This window comes from Paucibacter sp. DJ2R-2 (assembly GCF_025717675.1).
GTDB lineage: Bacteria > Pseudomonadota > Gammaproteobacteria > Burkholderiales > Burkholderiaceae_C > Paucibacter_A.
Genome location: NZ_JAJIRT010000001.1, coordinates 1,382,869 through 1,405,196 on the forward strand (window position 1 = coordinate 1,382,869; position 22,328 = coordinate 1,405,196).

The window sequence follows — 22,328 nt, forward strand, 5'->3', positions numbered from 1 at the left end:
GACTGCAGCACCTGCCTCGGCACAAAGTGTTGCCAAGGCAAGCACGAAAACGCCTTGCCGAAGGCGGCGCTTCGCGCGACACAAGCGCGATGCTGGCGCAGGACGTAGTGGGAACACGATCGGTCTCCTCTTCAAGTTTCAATACCTGCGCCATGAACTGAGCTCACACCGCGGACATCCACGCCTTTGCTCATGGCTTGCTCTTGGAAAACAGGGAGTCCCAGCCGGCCTTGGGGCTCATGTCCTGCAACTGCCAGGCCGCCGGGTCGAAGGCACGCATGCTCGCGGGGTAGCGGGGGTAGCCACTCGACTCGGTTTCGCTGTCGATGATGCGGCCCCGCCCCTCGGCCACATCCGACAGCAGCTTGAAGTCGATGGGGTCGCGGTTCCAAGGGCGGGCGCCTGCCGTCAGCAAGATGTGGTCCTCCAACTGCGAGGCCGGCAAGGCGCTCAGCCGTGGCGGCAGATAGGCCGGGCGCTCGGCACCGCCGGCGGGCAGCATGCGGGCTGAGCCCGAGGTGTAGCGCCCGGTCTGCGCCGCGCTGCTGCCATTCATGTCCATCGCGATGTTGTCCGCCAGGTGCAGCTCAATGTCCCCGTGCCCACCCAGGCTGAACAGTGGTGTGCCGGGCGGCGTGTCTGGCCCGTAGCGCAAGGCATTGCCCACCAAAGCCAGCTTGCCTGTCTGATAGGGTCGGTTCAACCATTCGTGCGCAACAAGGTTGTAGTGCACGGCCTTGGCGCCCGGGTTGTAGATCAGGTTGTTGACCATCGCGGCATACACGCCGCCCTTGAACAAGGCGTTGCGCTCACGATTGCTGGCGTAGATATTGCCGAGCAGCAGAACGCCCGTGGCGTTGTCGTGCACCAAGCTGCCCTTGGAATGCTCGCCCTTGGGGTGCACGCTCTCGGCCAGGCCTTCATAGATCAGGTTGTTGCTGTAGGTGATCTCGTGCGAGGTGGCGCGGCGCCAGGCGACCGGGTCAGCGCCTTCGAAGCGTGGCCCGCCGACCGACAGGTTTTCGTCCGTGGCCCAGGAAAAGCTGCAGTGGTCGACGATCACCTGGTGCGCGCCGGCATGGGTGGAAATGCCGTCGTGGTCAGCGCCACTGCGTTTCGCACGACCGTAGGCACCGGGTCGCACGCTGAGGTGCTGAATCATCACGTCATGGCTGCGGATGTTCAGCTCGCCCTTGATGAGGGTGATGCCTGGCTCGGGCGCCGTCTGGCCGGCCAGTGTCACGAAGGGATGGCGGATCTCGAGCGCGTTCCCTTGCAGGTCGATGACGCCGCCGACTTCGAACACCACGATGCGCGGTCCTTCGGACTCCAGGGCCGCTCGCAGCGATCCGGGTCCACTTTGATTCAGCGTGGTGACCTTGATGATGCGTCCGCCCCGTCCGCCCAAGGTCCCGACGGCCCAGCCCGCATGCTGATAACTGGCCCTGTTCAAGGGAGCGGGCGCTGCGGCGGGCGTGGACTCAGCCGAAGGGGCAGAAAGCTCTGCGCAGTCTGGCTGCGCGCTGCGCGGGAGATCCAGGGCAGGGGCCTGTTTGGCCAACTCGCGCGACACCAGTTCGGCGAACAGGCAGGCGCCGCGAGGGCCCAGATGCGTGTGGTCAAAAGCAAGTTGCCCCGGGGCCGCCTGCGCCAGCGCATCCGCCGCCGGGCTGCCCAGCTCTCGTACGGCGGCCATGCTGAGATTGTGCAGGTCCACCAAGGGTACTTGCTGCTCTCGGGCCACGGTGCGCATCGCATCTGCCCAGGGCTGCAGATCATCCTGCAGCACGCCGGCCTTGAACTGGCGGCGCGTCAGCGGCGTCACCAGGACCGGCTGCGCCTGGACGGCACGCAAGTCCTGGATGAATCGGGCCAGGTTGGCCGGGTACTCGCGGGCCAGATCGGTGGAGCGACCCGGCTTGCCTGCTTGGTCGTTGTGGCCAAACTGGATCAGCACATGGGCGGGCGTGCCGGCTGGCCGAGCGCTGACCCGCGCCAGCGCACGCGCCCACAGCCCTTCGGCCCGATAGCTGAGCGTGCTGCGCCCGCCGCGCCCCAGATTCAGGCAAAGCAAAGCCGGCTCAAGACGCTGGCACAAGGCATCACCGTAACCGGTTTGCGGCGCCATGGTGCTGTCGCCCACGAGCAGCACGGTGGGTGCTGCTGCATGAGCGACGGACGCCATCAGGCACAGGGTTCCGATGACATGACGAAGCATGCTCAGAACCTGTAGCGCGCCCCGAACATGAACTCGCGGCCGGTGACGTTGTTGACCACCACGCTGTCGCGCGCCCGGCTGATGAACTGGTCGTTGGCCTGGTTGGTCAGGTTGACGCCTTCCAGGGTCACTTCCAGCTTGTCATTGAACTTGTAGCTCAGGGACACATCGACGTTGAAGGTCTTGTTCTTGCCCTCGACATCGTTGTTGTTCTGGCCCGGCACCCGGGTGACGAAGCCGGAGCGCTGCGAGCCCGAGATGCGGGCGCTGAAGGCGCCGTCGTCGTAGTACAGCGTGGCGTTCCAGGACTTGGGCGAGAGGTTGATCAAGTCGTCGGTGATGGTGGCCGTGCTGGTGGGCGAGACCACGTACTCGATCTTGCTCTTCACATAGGTGTAGTTCAGCAGGGCGCCGAAGTTCTTGCCCCAGCCGGGCAGGAAGGTGAAAGGCTGCTGGTAGTTGAGTTCGAAGCCCTGCAGCTTGCCGCCGTCGGTGTTGATGGGGGCGGTGACCTGGAAGACCTCGTCGCCGGTGAAGTTGCTCGGCAGCAGGCTCATGGGCAGGCCGGTCTGCTTGAACGGAACGTTGTTGCGGATGCTCTGGATGTAGGTGCTGATGTTCTTCTGGAACAGGCCCAGGCCCAGGAAGGCGTTCTTGGCGAAGTACCACTCGATGCTGGAATCGAAGGTGGTGGCACGGAAGGGCTTGAGCAGGGGGTTACCGCTGGTGACCGACAAGGTGCCGGTGGTAGACACGGTACCGCCCGGGCTCAGATTGCCCAGCTGCGGCCGGGCCATGACCTTGGCCGCGGCGAAGCGCACGATCACGTCCTTGCTCAGCGTCGCGGCCAGATTGGCGGCGGGCAGCAGGTCGTCGTAGACATGGTCCACGGTCACGGCGGTGCCGCCGCTGGTGGCCTGGTAGCCGGTGGCCGCGAGTCGGGTCTTGACGTAGCGGGTGCCGACATTGCCGCGCACCGGGATGTCACCGAGGCGGGTGTTGAAGTCCAGCTGGAAGAAGGCCGCCTCGTCTTTCTCGGTGACGCTGCGGTTGTTGCCGCGCGCATTGCCGTTGGTGATGGACGAAAGCGTGAAGTCACCGGGGCCGCCGGCTGGGCCGCTCTTGATGCAGTTGCAATAGATGTCGTAAGCCTGGGCGATGGCGGCCAGATTGGGGATGACCCAGCTGGTGGCCGTGCCCGCGGGCAGGTTCTGGCCCTTGCCGAAGCCGGTCAGGCTGGTCGTCAGGCTGGCCACCGTGCTGCCGGCCGGCACCGGGAAGATGGTGTCGTTCTGGTTGACGCGGCGGAACTCGTAGGAGTCGAAGCTGTACTTCTTGTAGTCCACCCCGCCCTTGAGCATGAGCTTGTTGGGCATCACGTCCCAGGCCAGGTCCAGGTGGAAGACGTCGTTGGTGTTGCTGGCACCTTGCGGGCGGATGCGGATCTCGCTGCTGGTGGTGTTGGCGATGGTGCCGGCCTGGGTGCCGCTGGTGGCGACGGGCACACCGACCAGGGTCAGGGCGCCGCCGGCCTGGGTGGGGTCGAAGGGGTAGCTGATGGCCGGCGCGCGGTCGTCGGCGCTGAAGTCGATGCTGTAGCCGTTGACATTGAGCGCGTCCAGCGTCGTGGTGGTCTGCACCGGATTGCGGAACTTGCTGGTGGCGCGGCCGGCGCGGGCGGTCATGCGCACATGCTCGCCAAAGTCCTGCTCCAGGGTCAGGGTGGGCTGGGTGAAGGTGGTGGAGAGCTCGTCGAAACGCGACTCGGCGCGCACATCCACGCCGTTGAACACGCCCTTGATCAGCGCGCCGTTGGGCGCATAGCTGGCCGAGACCACGCTGGTCTGCGGCTTGCCGCCCTGGCCGGCGTTGCGGCTGAAGGAGATCACTTCCAGGAAGTCTTCCTGGCGGGTGGCGTCGAGCTTGGAGTAGAGCAGGTCCAGGGTCAGCAAGGTGCCGTCGGCCGGCTTGAACTGCACGGCGGCGGTCACACCCAAGCGGTCCTGGTCATGGGTCAAGCGGCCGTAACGGGGCAGGCGGGGGTGGAAGTTCTCGGCCTTGCTGGCCTCGTTGTAGGTCGCGATATTGGCGGCGGTGTTGGGCAGGCGCAGCACGCCCTGAGCGGCCGGGCCGCAGGTGGTGGCGGTCGAGTTCGTCGGGTTGGCGGGCGTCACGCCCTGTGGGGCGCACCAGCCGCCGGAGGAGGGGCCGTTGTCCCAGCGCACGGTGCTGAAGCCTTCTTCCAGCACCTTGCGCTGCGAGTAGGCGCCCGAGATCAGCACGCCCAGCTTGTTGTCGGCAAAGGTGTTGGACAGCAGGAAGGCGGCGCGCGGCGTGGTCTTGCCGGACAGGTCGTTGTAGCCACCCTTGAGCGAGACCATGCCGGTGAAGCCCTTCAGGTCGAAAGGCCGGGTGGTTTGCAGGTCCACCGTGGCACCGAGCGAGCCTTCGTCCACATCGGCGGAGCTGCTCTTGCGCACGGTCAGCGAATTGAACAGCTCGGAGGCGAAGACATTGAAGTCAAAACCGCGCGAGCGGTTGGCGCCGCCCGAGCTGTCGGTGCCGCCGGTGGTGGCCAGACCCTCGATGCCATTGATGCGCACGCGGGTGAAATCCTGGCCCAGGCCGCGCACCGTGATGTTGCGGCCCTCGCCGGCGTCGCGGTCGATCACCACGCCGGGCACGCGCTGCAGCGATTCGGCCAGGTTGGTGTCGGGGAACTTGCCCATGTCCTCGGCCTTGATGACATCGACGATGCTGTTGTCATCACGCTTGGCGCGCAGTGCACTTTCCAGCGAAGCGCGCAGGCCGGTGACGGTGACGGCGTCCAGGCTGGCCTTGGACGGCGCAGCCGGGGCTGCTTGTGTGGCCGCTGGCGGCGCGCTCTGCGCCTGGGCGCCGGCGGCCAGGGTGCTCAGGGCAGCCAGCGAGGCGAGCGAAAGCAGGCTGCGGCGGCAGGTGAATTGGGGCGTCTGCGGCGAAGCGGGGCGCGAGGTCATGGCTTGTCTCCAATGGTTTGGGGCGGCGTCGCTCGGTCGGGGCCGGCTGACGCTCTGATGCGGGTTCGCACGACCCGGCGCCGTCTGTGCGGCTTGGCCGGTTCGGTTCTGGCTTGGAGGGCGCACGCAGGGCACCGCTACATCGGGAGAGCCGGGGCGGCCGCTGCAGTGCGGCCGCCTCCGGTGGCAGGGGGCTGGCCTGTTTAGAGGTAGTCCTGCCGAGGCGGGGAAAACTGGTCGAGCAAGGTGCTGCCGGCCTCCAGGGCCACCACACCGTGCGGGGTCAGGCGCGGCGCGGTGAAGGCATCACCGACGCGCAGAATCTTCTTGATGCCGGCCACATCGGCTTCGAAAGAGCCGCTGACCACAAAGGCGATCTGGTCATGCGCATCATGGGCATGGACGCTGCCGATGGCGCCCTGGTCGAACTGCACCAGCACCGACATCAGCTCCGGCGTGTGGCCCACGATCTTGCGGCGGATGCCCTCGCCCAGCTCGGTCCAGGCGCTGCTGGCGTTGTCGAAGTACGGTGTGCTCATCGGGGATGTCTCCTGCTGCGGCGCAAACGGCCGTTTCACGCATCGATGGTTCAGACTATAGCGTTCCGCCAAATAAATGAAACAGCGGTTCACTAAATAGAAACCATAATTCCGGGAAAGTCCTGAGCTGCGTTAGGCTTGCACCCATTCGCCGTGCCACAGGCCTTCTGCCTGGGCTTGCCCACCACCCCGCACCCCGACCGCCGCCTGACGCGTGCGGCTTCGCCGGCCCCCCGCCCGACCGCTAGGACCCCAGCCATGGACATCCGCCAACCCATCCACAGCGAACACGCACGAACCCTGGACACCGAGGGCCTGCGCCGCCACTTCCTGGTCGAGGACCTGTTCCAGCCCGACCAAGCGACGCTGACCTACAGCCAGATCGACCGCATCATCGTCGGCGGCATCATGCCGGTCGGCCAGACCGTGCGCTTCGCGCCCGAGCTGGGCAAGCACACCGGCACCGATTTCTTCCTGCAACGCCGCGAGCTGGGCCTGATCAATATCGGCGGCGCCGCCCGCGTCAGCGTCGACGAGCAGGTCTTTGAAATCGGCCCGCGCGAGGCCTTGTACGTGGGCCAGGGCGCCCGCGAGCTGGCCTTCAGCAGCGTGGACCCGGCGCAACCGGCCAAGCTCTACTTCAATTGCGCGCCGGCCCACACCGCCTACCCGCACCGCAAGGTGACGCTGGCTGAAGCCTCGCCCGAGACCCTGGGCTCGCCCGAGACCAGCAACCGCCGCACCATCTACAAATTCCTGGTGCCCGATGTGCTGCCCACCTGCCAGCTGCTGATGGGCATGACCCAGCTGGAGCCCGGCAGCCTGTGGAACACCATGCCCTGCCACACGCACGACCGGCGCATGGAGGTGTACTTCTACTTCGACATGAACGAGAACGCCGCCGTCTTCCACATGATGGGCGAGCCCAGCCAGACCCGGCACCTGGTGGTGCGCAACGAGCAGGCAGTGATCAGCCCGAGCTGGAGCATCCACTCCGGCGTCGGCACTCAGGCCTACACCTTCATCTGGGGCATGGTGGGCGAGAACCAGGTCTTCAAGGACATGGACCATGTGCCCATGACTGCGCTGCGCTGAGCGGACCCACGCGACATCGACCGACCCACAGGTCCACCCCTCACGAAAGCACCTCATGATCCTCGATCAATTTCAACTGCAGGGCCGCGTGGCCATCGTCTCCGGCTGCAACACTGGCCTGGGCCAGGGCATGGCCGTGGCGCTGGCCGAGGCCGGCGCCGACATCGTCGGCGTCAACGTCACCGACCCGGCCGACACGCGCGCCCAGGTCGAAGCCACCGGCCGCCGCTTCCTCGATCTGCGCGCCAACCTCAGCGACATCGGCTGCATCGACGGCCTGCTCAACCAAGCCAAGAGCCTGACCGGCCGCGTCGACATCCTGGTCAACAACGCCGGCATCATCCGCCGCGAAGACGCCATCAAGTTCAGCGAAGCCGACTGGGACGATGTCATCGACCTCAACCTCAAGTCGGTGTTCTTCTTCTCGCAAGCCGTGGCGCGCTGTTTCATCGCCCAGGGCAGCGGCGGCAAGATCATCAATGTCGCCTCCATGCTGTCCTACCAGGGCGGCGTGCGCGTGCCCTCCTACACCGCCTCCAAGAGCGCGGTCATGGGCATCACCCGGGCCATGGCCAATGAATGGGCCAACCACGGCATCAATGTCAACGCCATCGCGCCCGGCTACATGGCCACCAACAACACCGCGCCGCTGCGCGCCGACGAAGGCCGCAGCGCCGCCATCCTGGAGCGCATCCCCGCCGGCCGCTGGGGCCTGCCCGAGGATCTGGCCGGGCCGGTGGTGTTTCTCGCGTCCAAAGCCTCCGACTATGTAAACGGTTATACCGTCGCAGTCGACGGCGGCTGGCTCGCCCGCTGAGCTGGACCCACCCGCAGGGCGCGACTGCGCCCTGCTCCCCAACCGTCGCGACAGACGACGAGACCGCCGGAGACACGGTGTATGTATGAGAACAAGAAGCTGGGCTTTCTGTTCGTCCTGCCATTTGTGCTGGGCGTGCTGCTGTTCAAGCTGTTTCCCTTCGTGATGAGCCTGGCGCTCAGCTTCACGCAGTACGACATCATCAACCCGCCCGAGTTCGTCGGCCTGGAAAACTACCGCGAGCTGGCCACGCAGGACCCGCTGTTCCGCAAATCGCTGGGTGTGACCCTGCTGTTCGCTATGCTGGCCGTGCCGCTGCGCGTGGGCTTCGCGCTCTTCATCGCCCATGTGCTGAACTTCCGCATGCGCGGCATCAACTTCTTCCGCTCAGCGTTCTACCTGCCGTCCATCCTGGGCGGCTCGATCGCGGTGGCTGTGCTCTGGCGCTTCATCTTTTCCCAGCATGGCCTGGTCAATATCGCCCTGGGCAAGTTCGGCATCGAGCCGATCTCTTGGCTGGCCGACGAGCACTTCTCGATGTGGACCATCGTGCTGCTCTTCACCTGGCAGTTCGGCTCGGCCATGGTGATCTTTCTGGCGGCGCTGCAGAACGTGCCGATCGCGCTCTACGAGGCGGCCGAATGCGACGGCGCCAGCAAGCGCCAGCAGTTCTTCCGCATCACCGTGCCCCTGATCACGCCGGTGATCTTCTTCAACATGATCATGCAGATGGTGCACGCCTTCCAGGAGTTCAACGGCCCCTACATGATCACCGAGGGCGGGCCGCTGAGCTCCACCTATGTGCTGGCGCTCTACATCTACGACCAGAGCTTCCGCTTCTTCAACCTGGGCTACGGCGCGGCGCTGAGCTGGGTGTTGTTCGCCCTGGTGGCGGCCTTGAGCGGCCTATCCTTCTGGAGCTCGCGCTATTGGGTGTTCTACGCCGGCGAGAAGGAGAGCAAGCGATGAGCGGCGGCTCCGAACTGATCCTGGTGCGCGAGCGCGGCCGGCCCTGGCTGCGCTATCTGGCGCTGGGCGCCGTGGCCATCGTCATGCTCTACCCGCTGCTCTGGCTGGTCGGCGCTTCGTTCAAGAGCAACACCGAAATCTACACCGAGATTGGCTTCTGGCCGGCCCGCTTCGATTTCGGCGCCTACGCCAAGGGCTGGAAGACCAGCACCGAGTACACCTTCGCCACCTACTTTCTGAACAGCTTTCTGATCACCATCCCGCGCATCCTCGTGACGGTGATTTCCTGCGTGCTGGTCGCCTACGCCTTTGCCCGCTTCGAGTTCTGGGGCAAGAAGCTGCTGTTCTCGGTGATGGTGGGCACCATGATGCTGCCCCTCATCATCCTGCGCCTGCCGCAGTACCTGGTGTTCAAGGAGGTGGGCTGGCTGGATTCCTACCTGCCTCTGATCGTGCCCTCGGCCTTCGCCACCGACACCTTCTTCGTCTTCATGTTGGTGCAGTTCCTGCGCGGCATCCCGCGCGACATGGAAGAGGCCGCGCAGATCGACGGCTGCAACGCCCTCCAGCTGCTCTGGCACATCATCGTGCCCCTGCTCAAGCCGGCCATCATCTCGGTCATCGTCTTCCAGTTCATCTGGACCATGAACGACTTCATGGGCCCACTGATCTACCTCTCCACGGTCGAAAAATACCCGGTCTCGCTGGCACTGAAGATGAGCATCGGCGCCACCGAAGAGGTCGAGTGGGCCAGCGTCATCGCCATCTCCGTGCTGGCCCTGGTGCCCTCGGTGACGGTCTTCTTCCTGGCGCAGAAGCACTTCATCGAAGGGGCGACTTCGAGTGGGGTGAAGGGATGAGCGAAATGGCAGCTGCGCCGCAAGACCGGACGGGCAGGTGCCTGCTGAAGCGAAGTCAAGGAGGAGGCGCGGGCCGCAGGCCCGCGACGGGGGAGCGATCCTGGACTCAAACAGTCCGGTGGACTGTTTGTGCCTGGAGAGCGCCGTGGCCAACAGGCCGCGGCATGAGCGGAACAAAGCGCGCAGTCGGCCTGATCCTCGCCGAACTCGCAAAACAAAAAACACCGGAGACACACACGTGGCCCACCTGAGCCTGAAGAAAATCGAGAAGGTCTACCCCAATGGCTTCAAGGCCGTGCACGGTGTGGACCTGGAAGTGCAGGACGGCGAGTTCATGGTCTTTGTCGGGCCCTCGGGCTGCGCCAAGTCCACGCTGCTGCGCATGATCGCCGGCCTGGAAACCATCTCGGGCGGCGAGCTGCAAATCGGCGGCCGGCGCGTCAACGATCTGGCGCCCAAGCAGCGCGGCATCGCCATGGTGTTCCAGAACTATGCGCTCTACCCGCATATGAAGGTGTACGACAACCTGGCCTTCGGCCTCAAGCTGGCCGGCACGCCGAAGGCCGAGGTCGACCAGCGCGTGCGCCAGGCCGCCCAGCTGCTGGAGATGGAGCATCTGCTGGACCGCTACCCCAAGCAGCTCTCCGGCGGCCAGGCCCAGCGCGTGGCCGTGGGCCGCGCCATCGTCAAGAAGCCCGAGGTCTTTCTCTTCGACGAGCCGCTCTCCAACCTCGACGCGAAACTGCGCGCCTCCATGCGCGTGCGCCTGACCGAGCTGCACCGCACCCTGCGCGAATCGGGCCAGCCGGCCACCGTCATCTATGTGACCCATGACCAGGTCGAGGCCATGACCATGGGCCAGCGCATCTGCGTGCTCAAGGACGGCGTGATCCAGCAGGTGGACACACCCACGGCGCTCTACGACCGCCCGGCCAATGCCTTTGTGGCCAGCTTCATCGGCTCACCCGAGATGAACATCCTCGAGGCCCAGCTGCAGCAAGTGTCCGGCGCAGAAGGCCTGACCGTTCTGCTCGGCGGCCAGCGCCTGCCACTGCCTCCCGCCAAAGCCGCCAAGCTTCACGGCCGTGGCGCCGCCATCAAGTTCGGCCTGCGGCCCGAACACATCAGCGCCCAGGCCCGGCCGCAGGGCGACAGCCTGTCCGTGCCGGCCACGCTGCGCTTCATGGAGCATATGGGCAGCGAAGTCTTTGTGCATCTGTCCATCGGTGATCAGCCGCTGACCGCGCGCGTGCCGGCCGACCAGCTCAACGGCCTGGCCGACAAGCAACGCGGCGACAGCCACCTCTTTCATCTGCAGATGGCCTGCGCCCACCTGTTCGACGCCGACACCGGCGCGAACCTGCTGCTGTGAAGCCCGCCCTGCTGCAACGGCGAACGGTGCTGGCCGCCGGCATGGCCGGGGCCGCGAGCAGCTTGCTGCCCGGCTGCTCGCCGAGCGCGCCGGAAGCCCAGGCGCCAACCGTGCTGCGCTTCGCCTGGTGGGGCGGCGCCAGCCGGCATGAGGCCACGCTCAAGGCCGTGGCCGCGTTCGAGGCCGCGCACCCAGGCGTCAAGATCAAGTGCGAGTACATGGGGTTCAACGGCTATCTGGAGCGCCTGACGACCCAGATCGCCGGTGGCTCCGAGCCCGATCTCATGCAGATCAACTGGGCCTGGCTGGCCATGTTCTCCAAGCGCGGCAATGGCTTTGCCGACCTGCTGCAACAGCGCCAGCACCTGGCCCTGGACCAGTTCGAAGCCGAAGACGTGCAGACCGGCATGGTGGCCGGCCACCTGAACGCGCTGCCGGTCAGCTACAGCGCCCGCGTGCTGCTCTGGAACCAGGCGGCGTTTGATCGCGCCAATATGGCCTTGCCCAAAACCTGGGACGAGCTCTTTGCGGCCGGCGCCCTGATGCGCGCCCGCCTGGGCCCGCAGGCCTACCCGCTGGATGGCGAGCTCTACGACATGATGCTGCTGTCGCAAAGCTATGTGCAGCAAAAGCATGGCTCGGCTTACGTTGACCCAGCCTCACCGCGCGTGGCCATGGATTTCGCCGCCGCGCTGGACTGGGTGCGCACCTACCGCCGCCTGGTGGACGGCCATGTCGCCACGCCGCTGAAGCTGCGCGCCAGCCTGGGCGGCGCCGACAAGGCCACCGAGCAGCAGCAGGACTGGGTGGTCGGCAACTGGGCCGGCAACTACACCTGGGATTCGGTGATCGGCCTGCGCGCCGCCACCCTGGACAAGAAGCAGCGACTGGTGCTGGGCGACTACCCGACCCTGCCTGGTGCCAAGAACAGCGGCATGTTCGGCCGCCCCACCGTGATGCTGGCCGTGGGCCGCAACAGCAAGAACGCCGCGCTGGCCGCCGAGCTGCTCAGCTATCTGCTGACCAGCCGCGAGGCGGCGCTGATCCTCGGCCGCACCCGCGGCGTGCCCGTGGCCAAGGCCCAGGTCGAGGTGCTGCTGGCCGCCAAGAAGCTGCCGCCGCTGGAGCTGCAAGCGCATGAGCAGATCCGCCAGCAGCGCGCGGCCGGCCAGATCGCCCTGCCCGCGCCCTTGTTCGAACATGCCCGCCTGCACAAATTTATGCGCGAGGTGTTCGAGACCATCGCCTACGGCAAGACCGGCGACGAAGACGCCGCGCGCCGCCTGATCACCGAGGGCAATGCCCTGCTGCAGCGCATCAAGTGACCCCGCCCCTGCCTGGAACGACCCGATGAAACGCACCGAACGCCAGCTCCACTTCACCGACTGCCCCCAGCTGCGCCTGAGCGCCAGCGCGGGCGGCCGCGTCACCCGCCTGACACCGACCGACATCACCTGCCACCGCAACTACTTCTACCAAAAGTGCTTCACCAATGACGGCCAGCGCCTGATCTTCGGCGCGGAGTTCGGCCCGGGCACGGACTGGAACTACCACCTGCTGGACCTGCAAAGCCAGGTCGCCACCCAGCTCAGCGATGGCGCGGGTGAAAACACCTTCGGCGGCTTCCTCAGCCCCGATGACCGCCACCTCTACTTCGTGCGCGCCGAGCGCCAGCTGATCCGCCTGGACCTGGGCGACCTCAGCGAAGAGGTGGTCTACACCGTGCCCCAGGGCTGGGTGGGCTACGGCACCTGGGTGTCCAACAGCGCCTGCACGCAGATGGTGGGCATCGAGATCCATGCCGACGATTGGTTCCCGCTGTCAGACTGGCAGAAGTTCCACCAGATGTACCACGCGCAGCCGCGCTGCCGCCTGTTCCGCATCGACCTGGCCACCGGCGAGCGCCAGGTGATCCTGGAGAAGAAGGGCTGGCTCGGCCACCCGCAGTACCGCCCCTTCGACGACCACACGGTGGCCTTCTGCCACGAGGGCCCGCACGACCTGATCGACGCCCGCATCTGGTTCATCAACGAGGACGGCAGCGGCCTGCGCTGCGGCCGCGAGCATGAGCCGGGCGAGAGCATCACGCATGAGTTCTGGGTGCCCGATGGCTCGTCCATGATGTTTGTCTCCTACCTCGAAGGCCAGACGGACCGCTGGATCTGCTCGCTCGACCCGGTGACGCTGGAGAGCCAGCGCCTCAGCGCCATGCCACCCTGCTCGCACCTGATGAGCAATGGCGACGGCAGCCTGCTGGTGGGCGACGGCAGCGGCACGCCCACCGATGTGGCCAACACGCGCGGCCACGAGATCCAGAACGACCCCTTCCTCCATCTTTTCGACCTGCGCGCCGGAAGCACCCGGCCCATCGCCCGGCACAACAGCTCCTGGCGCGTGCACAAGGGCAACCGCCAGGTCACCCACCCGCACCCCTCGTTCACGCCCGACCAGCGCCAAGTGCTGTTCAGCTCGGACGCCGAGGGCGAGCCGGCGCTCTACCTGGCCGATCTGGAGTGAAAGTCTTGCGTGTGGATCGCTGTGCAATTGCACTGGCCCTTGCTTTGCTGGCCGGCAGCGGGCATGCCAACCCAAAGCTGCGTCCACAGCTGAGCGAAGGCCAAGCCAAGCTGCAGACCCGCGCCGCCCTCCTCGCGGATTGGCAGCCCGCAGCGGCGCGGCCCCTCGCCGAGCTGCCCGCCCATTTCAGCGTGACGGCCGACGGCAGCGGCAGCCACCGCAGCCTGCAAGCGGCCATTGATGCCCTGCCCTCGCGCAGCGCCGCGCCGGTGGCCGGTGCGCCGGCGCGCTACTTCATCCGCCTGGCGCCGGGCCGCTACGTCGAGAACGTCTGCATCCTCGACAAGCCGCCGCTGACGATCTACGGCGCTGGCGGAGAACCCGGCGCGGTGCGCCTGGTGGCCGGCCGCTTTGCCGCCCAGCCGCGCGAAGCCGGCAGCGCCTCACCCTGCTTTCCGGCCAGCAGCGCGCCCCGCCACGGCACGGCCGGCAGCGCCAGCGTGGCCGTGTTCAGCGACGAGGTGACGCTGCGCCATCTCAGCATCGTCAACAGCGCCATGGACGGCGTGCGCGCCGGCCAAGGCTACCCACCCGAGGTGGGCGAGGGCGGCGGCGCCCAGGCCGTGGCCTTGATGACGCGCGGTGACCGCATCGAGCTGGACCGGGTTCAGCTCTGGGGCCATCAGGACACCTTCTATGCCAGCCGCCGCCGTGAGGGTGAGGCTGAAAGCACGGGCCCGAGCCGCGTCTGGGTCCATGACAGCCTGATCGCCGGCGATGTCGATTTCATCTTCGGCGATGCCCGCCTGCTGCTCGAGCGCTGCACCGTGCTCAGCCGCGCCGGGCGGCGCACGCCGGGCGAGGGCGGCATCGTGCTGGCGCCGAGCACGGCGGCGAACGAGACGATCGGCTTCATCGTGCAAGACAGCCGCTTCCTGGCCGAAGCCGGCTTGGCGCCGGGCAGCGTCTGGCTCGGCCGCGCCTGGGACCAGGGCGTGGCCAAGGGCGAGTGGCGCGCCGGCCCGGCGGCACCGAATGGCCTGGCCGTGGTGAGCGAGAGCCGCATCGGCGCCCACATCCACGCCCGGCACGAGGGCGTCTGGGGCCCCTCCACCGCACGCCGGCCGCACCAGACCGAGGGCCAGGCCGCCAACCGCCTGTTCGAACACCGCAACCAGGATTTGCCAGCCGTGCAGAACGAGACACGGCTTCACACCGGGGCCGGGCTAGCCCGGTAGAGCGCAAACGCCAAGCCGTGGACAATCCACTTCAAATGAAACACCAGCCCGGGGAAAACAAAACAATGGATGACGATTCAGTCGACAGCGGCGGCAAGCAGCCCGAATCGGTGGCCGCGGTGCTCAAGGTGTTTGCCATCCTGCAAGCCCTGTCCGAGCGCAGCGAGACCGGCATCTCCGAGCTGTCGGTGCGCCTGGCCATGCCCAAGGCCACGGTCTACCGTTTTCTGCAGACCATGATGACCCTGGGCTATGTGCGTCAGCAGGCCGACAGCGAACGCTACGGCCTGAGCATGAAAGCCTTCGAGCTGGGCGCCAAGGCGTTGCAGTACCCTGACCTGGTGGACCTGGCCAAGCACCACATGCAGATGCTGGCCGACAAGACCGGCGAGACGGTTCACCTGGGCACCTTGATCGACAGCGAGATCATCTATGTGCACAAGATCGACTCGCGCCACACCCTGGGCATGTACTCCAAGGTCGGCCGCCGCGCGCCCTTGCACTGCACCGCCATCGGCAAGGTGCTGATGGCCTGGGAACACCCGGAGCGGCGCGATCGCATCCTGGACGGCGCCGAGTTCAAGCGCTTCCGCGACAAGACCATCGTCGAGCGCGGCCCCTATCTGGCCGAGTTGGAGCGGGTGCGCGCCCAGGGTTACGGCGAAGACCGCGAAGAGTTCGACGACCACATCCGCTGCCTGGGCATCCCCATCTTCGACCGGCTGAATCAGCCGATCGCGGGCATGAGCATTTCCTTCCCGACCTTCCGCTACGACGAGGAGAAGGCGCCGGAGATCATCGCCATGCTGACAGCCGCCAGCCGCGACATCTCGACCCGGCTGGGCTGCACCAAGTTCCCGCTGGACCCGCCGGCACCAGCCGGTCGAGGCTGAGACTGCTGGTTTACTTGCCGTAAGGCCACTGGGCCTTGCGCGTCGGCGCCTTGGCGCTCTTGCCTTGGGCGGCCCACATCTTGTAGGCGGTCGAGGTCAGCTCGCGCTTCATCAGCTGCACCAGCTCGCCCTGGCCGAGCCCATGCTCCATCAGCACCTTGCTGTAGGGCGGTTGGTCGGTCCAGGCGGTGGCGATGACACGCTTGATTTCTTCAGCGCTGAGACGGGGGATGGGTTTGGCCATGGTGCGATTGTCCCTCGCTCCGGAGCTTTTTAGTGGCCAGCGAAATCGACGAGCGTAAACAAGGGCAGCCCCGCCGCCCGCAACTGGGCCGAACCGCCCAGCTCGGGCAGGTCGACGATGGCGCCGCACTCGACCACTTCGGCGCCCAGGCGCTGCAGCAGTTTGGCGCCGGCGCCCATGGTGCCGCCAGTGGCGATCAGGTCGTCGATCAGCACCACACGCTCACCCGGGCGCACCGCGTCGGTGTGCATCTCGACCGTGGCGCTGCCGTATTCCAGCTCATAGGTTTCTTCCACCGTGGTGAAGGGCAGCTTGCCTTTCTTGCGGATGGGGATGAAGCCGATGTTCAGCTCATAGGCCAGCACCGAGCCGATGATGAAACCGCGCGCATCGAGCCCGGCGATGGCATCAGGCTTGCGGTCGAAATAGCGGTGCACGAACTGGTCGATCAGCACCCGGAACACACGCGGGTTGGACAGCAGGGGCGTGATGTCGCGGAACTGCACGCCGGCGCTGGGCCAATCGGGCACGGTGCGAATGTGGCTGCGCAGGTAGGCGCAGACCGAAGCGTCGACAGAGGTGGGCATGGCCAGATGATCCAGAGGGCGGGAGAGCCCAATGGTAGCGAACGGGCGGGTGAGCAGCAGGCTTGGGGCTCAGGCCGCCCCGTTCAAGCAGCCCGGTCCAAAGGCGCGCAGACCAGACGGGCACGGCCATTCTGCTTGGCGGCGTAGAGCGCGGCATCGGCCTGCTCGACCAGGCGCAAGGGGCTGGCATGGGCCTCGGCCACACAGGCCGACACGCCAATGCTCAGGCTGAGGCTGCGCCGCAGGGGCGAGGCGGCGTGCTCGATGGCGGCCAGGCGCAGGCTGTCCAGGCAGCGCTGAGCAAGGGTCTGGGCTTCGGCCACATCGGTGTCGGGCAGCAGCAGCACAAACTCCTCGCCGCCAAAACGGCAGACCGTGCCGCCGCCGCGGCCCACGCAGGTGTGCAAAAGCTCCGCCACCCGGCGCAAGGTCTCGTCGCCGGCGATATGGCCGTAATGGTCGTTGTATTGCTTGAAGTGGTCGATGTCGACCATCAAGCAGGCCAGGCTGCGGCCTTCGTTGGCGCTGTTCAGCCATTCCTGCTGCAGCAGATGGTCGAAATGGCGGCGGTTGCCGACACCGGTCAGGCCGTCGGTGGTGGACTGACGCGCCAGCTGCGCATTGGCCAGCTGCAGCGCGACTTCCTGGCGCTTGCGCTCGGTCAGGTCGGTGATGATGCAGACAAAACGGTGGGTGGTGTCGGTGCGCACCTCGGCCATATTGAGCTGCAGGGTCAGTTCTTGCCCGTCGCGGCGGCGCGTGCTCAGCTCACGTGACTCGCCCAGCAGCTCGGCCGGGCTATCGCCCATGCAGATGCCGAAGAGCAGATCGATATGGCTGCCGCGCAGCTCGGCGGCACGGAAACCGAACAAGCGCTCGGCGGCCGGGTTGAGCTCCAGCACATGGCCTTCGGTGTCCAGGGTCAGCACGCCGTTCGGCGCCGCCTGCACAAAGGCCTTGAGGTGGGCCTGGCTGGCGGCCAGGCGCTGTTGCTCCAGAATCAGGTCGCTGACATCGAGACGCACACCGACCGTGCCGCCCGAGGGCGTGCGGCGCTCGAAGATGCGCAGCCAGCGGCCGTCACTGAGGCGCTGCAGCAGCGCTTCCTGGCCGCGCGCGCGGTCGGCAAAGCGCTCGGCCAGCCAGGCTTCCTCGCGGCCCACGGCGGCCGGAATCGCGCCATCGCGCACCGAGCGGCGCACCAGTTCCTCGAAACTGGCGCCGCTCTGGAAGGCCTGCACCATATGCGGGTAGTTGGCAGCCAGCTGCTTGTTGTAGGCGACCAGACGATCGTCCTGGTCAAAGATCTCGACGCTGGCCGGCAAGGCATCGATGGCCTCCTCCAGGCTGCGGTTGGCAGCCCGGATGCGCTCACGCGCGCGCCGCAAGGCCAAGGTGGCCAGGGCCGCCAGCAAGAGATTGACCACCAGGCTGGCCGCGGCCAGGCCGGGCAGCCAGGACACTTCGGCATCATTGAGCCGGTCGAGCCAGAGCACCGCGACCTGCAAAGCCAGGGCGAGGATGACGGTCAAGGGCAGCCAGCGGATGGCGGCGTCGGCGTTGTGTGCTTTCATGCGAGGGCGCAGCGTAGCGCAGAGCCCAGCGCAGCGGCAGCCCTTCCTGTGGGGGAGCGGGAAAACCCGATGTGGGCGGGCCAACTCACGGCTTTAACACAAGTTCGGCTTGAGCCTGGCGCGGGCAGAATTCACGGCGCTCTGTTACCGTGCGCGACTGCACAGAGGGTGATTGGGGACATACAAGATGAGCGAAGCAAACAAGCGCCTGGAGCATTTGACTCGAGCCGACTTGCTGGGCATACGCCGGGGCATCGAAAAAGAAAGCCTGCGCGCGCGCCCGGGCGGTCAGTTGGCACTCACGCCCCACCCGGCGGCCCTGGGCTCGGCCCTGACCCACCCCCACATCACCACCGACTTCAGCGAATCCCAGGTCGAGCTGATCACCGGCGTGCACGCCGGCGTGGACAGCTGCCTGCTCGAATTGACCGAGGTGCACCAAGCTGTCTACCAGACCCTGCACGAAATGAGCTGCTGCGGCCAGAGCAGCGAGGAAGAGCGGCTCTGGGTCGGCTCCATGCCCTGCGGCCTGCCCACCGACGAGACCATCCCCCTGGGCCGCTACGGCCATTCCAATGTCGGCCGCAGCAAGAGCGTCTACCGCATGGGTCTGGGCCAGCGCTACGGCCGGCGCATGCAGACGATCTCGGGCATCCACTACAACTGGTCCCTGCCCGGCGTCAGCAGCGAGCAGTACTTCGCCCTGATCCGCAATTTCCGCCGCCATTCCTTTTTGCTGCTGTATCTCTTTGGCGCCTCGCCGGCCCTGTGCTCCAGCTTTGTGCAGGGTCGCCAGCACGAGCTGCAGTCGCTCAACAGCGGCACGCTCTATATGCCGCATGGCACCTCGCTGCGCATGGGCCGCCTGGGCTACCAGAGCGATGCCCAGGCTTCGCTGGCGGTCAGCTACAACTGCCTGGAAAGCTATGCCGATTCATTGCAAGAAGCGCTGACGCGGCCGTATCCGGCCTATGAGGCCATCGGCGTGCAGAACCCCGGCGGCGACTACAACCAGCTCAGCACCAGCCTGCTGCAGATCGAAAACGAGTTCTACGGCACCATCCGGCCCAAGCGCGTGATCCGCTCGGGCGAGCGCCCCCTGCATGCGCTGCGCGAGCGCGGCGTCGAGTATGTGGAAGTGCGCTGCATGGACCTCGACCCCTTTGTTCCGGTAGGCATCGCCGCCCAGACCGTGCGCTTCCTGGACGTCTTCCTCCTGCACTGCCTGCTCAGCGACAGCCCGCCGGACACGCCCGAAGAGATCCGCGCCCTGGGCCAAAACCAGCACCTGGTGGCCGCACGCGGCCGCGAGCCAGGCCTGCGCTTGCAAACCCCGGACGGCGGCAGCCGCACGCTGCAGGACTGGGGCTCGGAGCTGCTGGAAGCCTGCGCGCCCATGGCGGCCGCGCTCGATGCCGCCCATGGAGGCGAGGATTACCGCGCCGCTTTGGACGCCGCCCGCCAGACCCTGGCCGAGCCCGACAGCACCCCGTCTGCCCGCGTGCTGGCAGCCATGGCCGAGCGCTTTGACAACTCCTACGTCGGCTTTGTCCGCCAGCAGTCCGAGGCCACCCGCGCCCTGCTGCTGGACTTGCCCTACAGCGCCGAGCTGGCGCAGCGCTTTGCCGAGCAAGCCGCCGCGTCGCTGGCGGAGCAGGCGCGCATCGAACAAGCGGACACCTTGCCGTTTGAGGCCTACCGCCAGCAATATCTGGCGCCGGAGCGCATGGAAGTCTGAGACAGATCCGGTTCAGCGTCCGCTGGGTGCTCCGGCCAGGTACGACGATCGCCCAAGGCCAAGGAACAAGGGAAAGGTGAGTGGCCATAGGGGCACTGCAAAGGCCAGAGCGACAAACACCACCGTCCGAAATTTCCAGGTACAAGCCAGTTCGCTAGGCTCTGGCCGGAAAGCGGTGAACACCCAGCGCAGGTAAACCCTGATCAAGATCAGAACAAGAAAGAAGCCCAGAAGGGCGCTCAGCTTTGCGAGGTCGAAATTCATGAATGCTCTGTCTTGGATTCGATTGACTCGGACTCGTTTCAGCCGCAAGAGGGGTCCTCATGCGGGCCGACTGATGAATGAAGTGCAAGCCAGATCGGAGTCTGGCGGAACTGAGGGTCGGGATTGTGGGTCGGCCAATTCAAAGTCCGCCATCACCCTTATGGGTGCTGGCCGAAGCATTGCTGCATGACGCCACCGTGTCCCTGCCAATGCCGCTCATTTTGAGACCTAGGGCAGGCGCAACTCCGCGATCTGCCAGCCAAACAAGCCCTGGCGATGCAGGACCAGCTCGACCGGCTCCTCATCCTCGCCCGCCTGGCGGATGCTGAAGACAAATCGCTGCGGATGTTCATAGCCCATCGCCGTCTCGACCCGGGGCGGCGGCACGGAGGCTTCGCTACCTTGCGGGCGCGGCAGGGCCGCACTGGCGGGCGGCACGCCCTGCAGCAAGCGGGCCAGGCTGGCACCAGACTGGCCTCGGCGTCAGCGACGCTCGCAGGCCGTCGCGTCACAGCTCACCCGGCAATGCGGCGTCTTGGCCTCCGGGCACAGTTGCCCGCTCAATGAGCCAGGCAGACGCAAGACCACGGTGGCATGGCAGCGCGACCCGGCGTAGTCGGGAATTGCAACAAGGCCGACATCAAGGCTGAGGCCCGCAAACGCAGGTCGCGCCTGCACCAGGCTTTGCGCCAGCAGCGCCCCGCGCTGAGACATCAAGGTCAGAGTGGCTGACAGCTGCTTCCCAGTTGGATCAAGAAGCGTCGGACCAGCCAGCCGAGGATCCAAGCGAATGAGGACCTCCTGCGGAGCCAGCTCGAACTCCTTGAACACATCGAGGAATCGGGTCAGTGCTGCATGCCCCTTGGCATCCAGCATCGCTTGATCGGTCGCAAAGGACAGACAGGCGGACAGATGCACGACCGGCGCTGGGGGAGGCAGGGACGACCAGGCGGCCGTGCTCCAGCTCAGCACGCCAAGGGCTAGCGCCCAAGCAGCTTGCGTTGAGCGCCTGAACTGGCGTCGCGCTGCGACTCCTGGAAGGCCCAAGCTGATGTGCGGCGGGGATGCGTTCATCGGTCTTCTCCCATCAAGTCTCTGCTCCGTCGATTGATGCATTCATCCATCCATCCACCACTCCTGAGGTGGCGCGCGCTGCATTAGCGCCACCCCGGTTCAGGGCAAGCGCAACTCCGCGATCTGCCAGCCAAACAAACCCTGGCGATGCAGGACCAGCTCGACCGGCTCCTCATCCTCACCCGCCTGACGGATGCTGAAGACAAAACGCTGCGGGTGTTCATAGCCCATCGCCGTCTCGACCCGGGGCGGCGGCACGGCCGCTTCGCTGCCTTGCGGGCGCGGCAGGGCCGCACTCGTGGGCGGCACACCCTGCAGCAAGCGGGCCAGGCTGGCCGGGGTGATCAGGGCATCGACCATGGGGCCCAACAAGGCACTGGCCACGGCCGCGCCCATGGCGCGGGCCGGGCTGGGCGGCTCCGCCGAACCGGGGCTGCGCGAGTTGACCAGACGCTGTTGCACCCCGAGCTTGACGCTGGCGCGCAGGCTGGGAAAGTCAACCCAGGCGGCCAGGGCTGCGCCGTCGCGAACGCTGGCCGCCTGGCGCATCTGCAACAGGGCCAGATAGGGGCTGGCATAGAGCAGCAGGCCGAATACCAGCGCCGCCGCCCACAGAAGTCGTTTGGTGTTGAAGCGGGCCATGGCCATGGTTTCAGCGCTCGACCAGAGCCAGCTTGAGGCCAAAACCCAGGAACAAGGCGCCGATGGCCCGGTTCAGCCAGGCCACCAGGCGCTCGCTGGCCGAGATGCGCCGGCTGGCCTGCGCCGTGGACCACGCCAGAAAATGGCACCAGAGCATGCCGTTGATATTGAAGACCAGGCCCAGGAAGACAAAGGCCAGCGGTTTGCTGGCGGCATCAGGCGCGATGAACTGGGGCACAAAGGCCAGGAAGAACAGCGCCACCTTGGGGTTCAGCACATTGGTCAGCAAGCCCTGGAGATAGATGCTGCGCAAGGGCCGAGGCGTGGGTAGCGCCAGCGCTTGGTCGCTCGATTCGGGCGCGGCACGCTTGAGCAGCAAGCCCAGGCCCATATAGACCAGGTAAGCGGCGCCCAAGAGCTTGACCAGCCCGAAGGCCCAGCTCGAGGCCGCCATCAAGGCTGACAGGCCCAGGGCCGCCGCCAGCACATGAACAAAAGTCCCCGTGCCGATGCCGAGCGCGGCCGCCGAGCCCGCACGCCAACCCTGGCTCGCGCTGCGCGCCATGATGAGCAGGGAGTCCGGGCCCGGCGCGATATTGAGCAGCAGGCCGGAGATGATGAAAAGGGTCAGGTCTTGCGTGCCGAACATGGGGAACAGTTTCTCGCTGAGTGGGCTGAAGCAGCAAGC

Annotated in this window: 21 protein-coding genes; 10 read left to right on the plus strand and 11 right to left on the minus strand. The window is 66.4% G+C overall.

All coding sequences use genetic code 11. The features are described 5' to 3' along the window. Positions 1-190: 190 nt before the first annotated feature. From LNV28_RS05955 to LNV28_RS05965, 3 genes are all read right to left on the minus strand, one after another. Complete coding sequence (locus LNV28_RS05955; RefSeq protein ID WP_263515972.1) at positions 191-2,218, minus strand: GDSL-type esterase/lipase family protein; 2,028 nt, start codon at positions 2,216-2,218, stop codon at positions 191-193. A gap of 2 nt (positions 2,219-2,220) precedes the next feature. Further along, complete coding sequence (locus LNV28_RS05960; RefSeq protein WP_263515971.1) at positions 2,221-5,217, minus strand: TonB-dependent receptor; 2,997 nt, start codon at positions 5,215-5,217, stop codon at positions 2,221-2,223. Positions 5,218-5,420: 203 nt separating this feature from the next. Further along, positions 5,421-5,756: a cupin domain-containing protein gene (locus tag LNV28_RS05965; protein WP_263515970.1), complete on the minus strand. Its 336-nt coding sequence runs from the start codon at positions 5,754-5,756 to the stop codon at positions 5,421-5,423. A 258-nt stretch (positions 5,757-6,014) separates the two neighbouring features. Between LNV28_RS05965 and kduI the strand changes: the two genes are divergently transcribed. The 9 genes from kduI (at position 6,015) to kdgR (ending at position 15,517) form a co-directional block, all read left to right on the plus strand. Further along, positions 6,015-6,851 (plus strand): 5-dehydro-4-deoxy-D-glucuronate isomerase, encoded by an 837-nt coding sequence (kduI, locus tag LNV28_RS05970; RefSeq protein WP_263515969.1) that lies wholly within the window; start codon positions 6,015-6,017, stop codon positions 6,849-6,851. A 55-nt stretch (positions 6,852-6,906) separates the two neighbouring features. Beyond that, a complete protein-coding gene (gene kduD / locus LNV28_RS05975) occupies positions 6,907-7,668 on the plus strand; it encodes a 2-dehydro-3-deoxy-D-gluconate 5-dehydrogenase KduD (RefSeq protein ID WP_102768746.1) in 762 nt (253 codons plus the stop codon). A gap of 81 nt (positions 7,669-7,749) precedes the next feature. Continuing rightward, a complete protein-coding gene (locus LNV28_RS05980) occupies positions 7,750-8,637 on the plus strand; it encodes a carbohydrate ABC transporter permease (protein WP_263515968.1) in 888 nt (295 codons plus the stop codon). Beyond that, positions 8,634-9,497 carry a carbohydrate ABC transporter permease gene (locus LNV28_RS05985; RefSeq protein WP_263515967.1) on the plus strand — a complete coding sequence of 288 codons (864 nt, stop codon included), beginning with the start codon at positions 8,634-8,636 and terminating at the stop codon, positions 9,495-9,497. The genes LNV28_RS05980 and LNV28_RS05985 overlap by 4 nt, the downstream gene beginning before the upstream one ends. 238 nt (positions 9,498-9,735) lie before the next feature. Beyond that, the gene (locus LNV28_RS05990; RefSeq protein WP_263515966.1) at positions 9,736-10,869 is read left to right on the plus strand and encodes an ABC transporter ATP-binding protein; all 1,134 of its coding nucleotides are present in this window, start codon (positions 9,736-9,738) and stop codon (positions 10,867-10,869) included. Beyond that, entirely contained in the window at positions 10,866-12,194 is a 1,329-nt protein-coding gene (locus LNV28_RS05995; RefSeq protein ID WP_263515965.1) for an ABC transporter substrate-binding protein, read from the plus strand. The genes LNV28_RS05990 and LNV28_RS05995 overlap by 4 nt, the downstream gene beginning before the upstream one ends. Positions 12,195-12,219: 25 nt before the next feature. Then, on the plus strand, positions 12,220-13,386 hold the full coding sequence (locus tag LNV28_RS06000) for an oligogalacturonate lyase family protein (protein ID WP_263515964.1): 1,167 nt from the start codon (positions 12,220-12,222) through the stop codon (positions 13,384-13,386). 11 nt (positions 13,387-13,397) lie between these two features. Beyond that, positions 13,398-14,624 carry a pectinesterase family protein gene (locus LNV28_RS06005; protein WP_263517119.1) on the plus strand — a complete coding sequence of 409 codons (1,227 nt, stop codon included), beginning with the start codon at positions 13,398-13,400 and terminating at the stop codon, positions 14,622-14,624. A gap of 65 nt (positions 14,625-14,689) precedes the next feature. After that, the gene (gene kdgR, locus LNV28_RS06010) at positions 14,690-15,517 is read left to right on the plus strand and encodes a DNA-binding transcriptional regulator KdgR (protein WP_263515963.1); all 828 of its coding nucleotides are present in this window, start codon (positions 14,690-14,692) and stop codon (positions 15,515-15,517) included. 10 nt (positions 15,518-15,527) lie between these two features. Here kdgR and LNV28_RS06015 read toward each other — a convergent pair whose 3' ends face one another. The 3 genes from LNV28_RS06015 to LNV28_RS06025 all read right to left on the minus strand — a co-directional run bounded on the left by LNV28_RS06015 (position 15,528) and on the right by LNV28_RS06025 (position 17,922). Then, entirely contained in the window at positions 15,528-15,761 is a 234-nt protein-coding gene (locus tag LNV28_RS06015) for a DUF2805 domain-containing protein (protein WP_263515962.1), read from the minus strand. 29 nt (positions 15,762-15,790) lie between these two features. Beyond that, complete coding sequence (locus tag LNV28_RS06020) at positions 15,791-16,348, minus strand: adenine phosphoribosyltransferase (RefSeq protein WP_263515961.1); 558 nt, start codon at positions 16,346-16,348, stop codon at positions 15,791-15,793. 83 nt (positions 16,349-16,431) lie between these two features. Then, complete coding sequence (locus LNV28_RS06025; RefSeq protein ID WP_263515960.1) at positions 16,432-17,922, minus strand: GGDEF domain-containing protein; 1,491 nt, start codon at positions 17,920-17,922, stop codon at positions 16,432-16,434. 187 nt (positions 17,923-18,109) lie between these two features. Between LNV28_RS06025 and gshA the strand changes: the two genes are divergently transcribed. Continuing rightward, on the plus strand, positions 18,110-19,660 hold the full coding sequence (gene gshA / locus LNV28_RS06030) for a glutamate--cysteine ligase (protein WP_263515959.1): 1,551 nt from the start codon (positions 18,110-18,112) through the stop codon (positions 19,658-19,660). 12 nt (positions 19,661-19,672) lie between these two features. On the opposite strand, the gene LNV28_RS06035 is transcribed toward gshA, so the two are convergent. The 5 genes from LNV28_RS06035 to LNV28_RS06055 all read right to left on the minus strand — a co-directional run bounded on the left by LNV28_RS06035 (position 19,673) and on the right by LNV28_RS06055 (position 22,289). Then, the gene (locus tag LNV28_RS06035; protein ID WP_263515958.1) at positions 19,673-19,924 is read right to left on the minus strand and encodes a hypothetical protein; all 252 of its coding nucleotides are present in this window, start codon (positions 19,922-19,924) and stop codon (positions 19,673-19,675) included. A 228-nt stretch (positions 19,925-20,152) separates the two neighbouring features. Beyond that, the gene (locus LNV28_RS06040; RefSeq protein WP_263515957.1) at positions 20,153-20,374 is read right to left on the minus strand and encodes a hypothetical protein; all 222 of its coding nucleotides are present in this window, start codon (positions 20,372-20,374) and stop codon (positions 20,153-20,155) included. Positions 20,375-20,407: 33 nt separating this feature from the next. After that, complete coding sequence (locus tag LNV28_RS06045; protein WP_263515956.1) at positions 20,408-20,998, minus strand: hypothetical protein; 591 nt, start codon at positions 20,996-20,998, stop codon at positions 20,408-20,410. Positions 20,999-21,097: 99 nt separating this feature from the next. Continuing rightward, positions 21,098-21,640: a DUF2939 domain-containing protein gene (locus LNV28_RS06050; protein WP_263515955.1), complete on the minus strand. Its 543-nt coding sequence runs from the start codon at positions 21,638-21,640 to the stop codon at positions 21,098-21,100. Positions 21,641-21,650: 10 nt separating this feature from the next. After that, entirely contained in the window at positions 21,651-22,289 is a 639-nt protein-coding gene (locus LNV28_RS06055) for a LysE family translocator (RefSeq protein WP_263515954.1), read from the minus strand. Positions 22,290-22,328 lie beyond the last annotated feature (39 nt).